The organism is Phaeovulum molybdatiresistens, assembly GCF_023544865.1.
In the GTDB taxonomy this organism is placed as follows: Bacteria; Pseudomonadota; Alphaproteobacteria; order Rhodobacterales; family Rhodobacteraceae; genus Pontitalea.
On record NZ_JAMJFX010000062.1, the window covers coordinates 1 to 3918 of the forward strand.

Genomic DNA, 3918 nt, shown 5'->3' on the forward strand with positions numbered 1-3918 from the left:
TTCCGTCTCACCATGTCCGATCTCCGTTGCCTTGGTCACGATCTTATCTTCGTGTCCACGAAACCGGCAGCAGGCCACACTCGACCTCGGCGACGGCGAGTGAAGCTCCGACCCTGCATCGGAGAAAAGATCATGTCGAAACTGCAAGACGAAATCAGAAACCATCTGGAGATCACCGGCGAAAGCATGCGCAGCCTGTCGCTGCGCGCAGGGCTGGGCGCCAAGACCGTGTCGAACATCCTGCACCTCGACGGATTGCGTCCACGCAGGGCCGCGATCGAGGCCTTGTCACAGGCGATCGGGCGCGAGCTGCCGGTCGAGGATCTGCCAGCCAGGATCACATTCGCGACGCTGATCGACCGGCTTCCCGCGAAGCTGTCCGACGCGAGAAAGGCGCGGCGTCTGGCGCAGAGGCTGCGCTGGCTGCTTCGCGCCGCGGGCTGGGTGGCGGAGCTCGAGGTGGTGGATCGGCAGAAGGTGCAGGCGTATCTCGCTGGCAGCAACCCCGCCACCTTTGGTTTGAGTGCCAGGAGTTTTGCGACCTACAAGGCCGAGGTGATGACCGCCCTTGACGTCGCCCTGCCCCGGGCCCGGGTGCGGGGAATTGCCGATATCGGCGGGCTGATGAATGAGGTTCATGCCGCAATCCAGGCCAGCAACTTGCCGCAGGATCTGAAGCTCTTGTCCGGGTCCTTCCTGGTCTGGCTTCATGATCAGGAGATCCCGCCCGCCGCGATCACCACCGCGACGCTGGAGGCCTATTTCCATCATCGCCTTGATGTCTCGCCGAAGGGTGAGACCGTCGCACGCAAGCATGTCCGGCGGATCGCGAAGCTGCTTCGGGTTCTCGCCACAGAGCCGGAATTCGCGCAGTTTGGGTTTGTCGCGGCCCCCCCTCCTTTCGCAGATGGCCGGGACAGGTATGAGGTGGCCGATGCGGTGATCTCGCGCCTGATGACGGAATTCGACAGCCGGATCGCCCCCTGGGCGCTCGGCCAGGTCTCGCGCGACGGTCAGAGCCTTTCCGACTTCATCGCCTGGCTCGACAGCCAGGAACCAACCGAGGCGGACGCAAAACGGGCCCTGCTGCGGCGAAGCGGGATCAAGGCGCGCCAGGGCTCGGGCACCAAGTCCCGCGAGGCTTCGCTGTCAGCCAGAGGGTTCCTGCTGCCCAAGGCGCAATGGACACCTGCCACCCTGGCCCGGCGGCGCGGCGCGCAGGCTGCGGAAGGTGGGCGTCTCCGCAGCTGCAGGGACGGCTGCGGCAGGGCCGCCGAGCTCGGCAAGGACCGAGGTCGCACCATAATCGCCGGCCTCGCGGCGGGCCCGCTCCTGGCTGATCTCGATCAGCAGGCGGGTGGCGTGATGGGCCAGGACCTGCAGGTCCGGGTCCGCGGGGGCGAGGGCCAGACCAAGTCGGCTGGCCGCGGTCTCGAGCAACGGCAGAGCGGTGTCGCGCTGGCCCAACGCGACCGCGGCCCGCAGGGCGTCCTGGATCGCCTCTTCACGGGCCTGGGCCTGGGCCACATCCTCGACGGACCGGGCGGTCGCCATGGCACGCGCGCGCTCATGGCCGCGGATCTCCTGATCCCGCAGCGTCTTGAGAATGGCCACCATGGTTTCCGCCGAAATTGGCATGTCCTGCTCCGTCCTTGCGGCGAAGAGAGCATCGCTGGCGGCGGTGAGCCTGCGGGCGAGCCTTTTCGCTTCGGGGAGGAACTGGGTTCGGAGCGAAAAACACAGAAACCGGAATCTTGCAGAATTTTGAAATTTTTTTTCGGCCTCTGCGGCGGGCCGCGGCAGGGCCGGAATCCGGCGGCGGAAATAATAGCCCGAGGGCCGGCGTTCGAGATAGGTGAGGGCAACCCTGGGCATGACTTCGGACTCCGGGCGGCTTTGTGCCGAGGTTGTGCCGAGATCTGTGTCAGAGTCTGTGCCCAGATGCGAAAAGCGGCCCCAAGGGGCCGCTTTTTCGTTTGATCGCAAAGGGTTGTAAGAGATCTGGCTCCGGCGGTAGGGATCGAACCTACGACCAATTGATTAACAGCCGGAAGCCTGACGCCTAAATATCTGTTTTTTCGCTCAATTTGTCTCATTTGGCGAAGCAAGAAGCACGGATTGCTCAGTGTGAGCTGCTTGCGCAGGTTCATTGAACCTACGAGCATAAAGTTTTTTGGTGCGACCAAAGGGAATCCAAATTTTGACTAAATACCAATCGGTTGCTCCAATACGACGATACCCTTACCAGTCCTACAACGCACTGACCGAGATCACGGGCAAGGAGGGGCCGTGGCAGCTGGTCAATTACTGGAGCCATGTCCGCCGTCGCTTCATCAAACGCTTCGAGAGCGACGGCTCGCCCATCGCCGAGGAGATGCTGCGCCAGATTGCGTTGCTGTATCAGATCGAGAAGACCGTGCGTGGCAATGGCCCCGGTGACCGTCTTGTTGCCCGGCGCGAACATGCGGCGCCGATCATCGTCGCGCTCATCCACGGCACACAACGCACATGAGGTCCCCTGCTGGTCCACCAACTCCGGAAAACGAACCCGGGTCATGGGAAGCTGGACAACGTCATTTTTGCAGGCGCCACAGAGCCGATCACAAGATGTTGTTGCAGAATAACCGAACACATGAAAAGTGCCTGCGAAGTTTCCTTCGCGGGCACCCCTGGAAATCCTGGATGAAACGTAAGCGCGCCCGTTTCTTCCTTAACGGGTAGCTTCGGGGCCCGTGCAAGGATCAGCCGTGGCCTTCCAGCACAGCGCTGCGGATAGCCTCGGCATCCGCGGCCAGATCCTCGGCGTCTGTGCCGGTCACCGGATAGCCCAGGATCGTGGTGATCGCGATCACCGTCTCGGTCGAGACCGGCAGGTTCTTGTCCGAGGCAATGCCAAGGAACATCGCCGCCAGGGTGTCGGCATCATTGGTCACGCCCGGCAGCGACGTGGCGCCATCCGCCAGCACATCTTTCAGCAGCGCAAGGCTTTGCAGGGGCGAGTCGTAGATGGTCACATTGTCCCAATCCGTCGAAAGCTTTGTCAGCGCGTCATCAAGACTCAGGTTGTAGAACGCGACGATATCCGCATTGACCGTGGACAACGCCTCATTGAGGGCGCGGTCCAGAACCTGATCCGGCGAACGCGCGACGCTCAGGCGGCCAAGTTCCACCTCGGGAATGCCTTCCTGCGCCCAAATCGGCTTGCCACCGCCACTGCTGTCCGCCGGACCGCCAGCCTGCGGACCCTTGCCATCGGAACTTGAATCCGGGCCGCCCTGCCCCGCGCCCTGGCCCTGATTGCCCTGCCCAGACTGGCTACCCTGACCGCCTTGCCCGCCGCCATGCTCACCTTGGCCGCCTTGCCCCTGCCCCTGCCCCTGCCCTTGGGCGAAAGCCGCGCCAAGATCGCCAGGCAATATCATTGATGCGCCAACGGCAGCGGCCGAAAGCAGAACGGCAGCTGCCGTGGCCTTCAAGCCGAGAAGCACGGGTCTGTCGAATTTCGAGAACATGTCGCGATCCTCCACTTCGCAATAGACGGCTATTCACCGTCGCCATATTCATACCATCTTATGCAATTCTTCGACTTGATCCGCGTCAAGTTGAGGCAATCCGCATCTGTCGACGACTTTGGTCTGACATCACAAATCGCCAAGCGCGCCGCCCATTGCAGGGGCCAGAGTGAGCAATCATGGCGCCTTCTGCCTGTGGTCCAGTCATTTCAGGGCGCGTTGACACGCGGCCTGAATGCGAAAAATGGGGGGCGGTCCAAAGTCCACGAGGACGGCTCTCGGAACCAGCGCGCGCTCCTCTCTGTCTATGCAAACATGATTTTCAATTGGGTCGTGTCGCGAATGCTGTGGAAATTCCCTGGCGGTGCGCTCCGGGCATCTGAAGGTTCGTTTTTTTCAGGCAGCG

At 62.4% G+C, this 3918-nt stretch carries 5 protein-coding genes; 2 read left to right on the top strand and 3 right to left on the bottom strand.

Annotated elements, in window-relative coordinates; translation table 11 throughout:
- Nucleotides 1-288: 288 nt before the first annotated feature.
- Both MXB90_RS17915 and MXB90_RS17920 read right to left on the bottom strand, forming a co-directional pair.
- Complete coding sequence (locus tag MXB90_RS17915) at nt 289-816, bottom strand: hypothetical protein (protein ID WP_462982325.1); 528 nt, start codon at nt 814-816, stop codon at nt 289-291.
- 333 nt (nt 817-1149) lie between these two features.
- Nucleotides 1150-1875 carry a DUF6538 domain-containing protein gene (locus MXB90_RS17920; protein WP_462982326.1) on the bottom strand — a complete coding sequence of 242 codons (726 nt, stop codon included), beginning with the start codon at nt 1873-1875 and terminating at the stop codon, nt 1150-1152.
- Between the two features lie 325 nt (nt 1876-2200).
- Between MXB90_RS17920 and MXB90_RS17580 the strand changes: the two genes are divergently transcribed.
- Nucleotides 2201-2512, top strand: a complete 312-nt coding sequence (locus MXB90_RS17580; protein WP_250046706.1) for an IS66 family transposase — start codon at nt 2201-2203, stop codon at nt 2510-2512.
- 229 nt (nt 2513-2741) lie between these two features.
- On the opposite strand, the gene MXB90_RS17585 is transcribed toward MXB90_RS17580, so the two are convergent.
- Nucleotides 2742-3422, bottom strand: coding sequence for a hypothetical protein (locus MXB90_RS17585; protein ID WP_250046707.1), 681 nt, complete (start codon nt 3420-3422; stop codon nt 2742-2744).
- A 150-nt stretch (nt 3423-3572) separates the two neighbouring features.
- On the opposite strand from MXB90_RS17585, the gene MXB90_RS17590 reads away from it, so the two are divergent.
- On the top strand, nt 3573-3918 hold a 346-nt coding region (locus MXB90_RS17590), incomplete at its 3' end, for a hypothetical protein (RefSeq protein WP_250046708.1).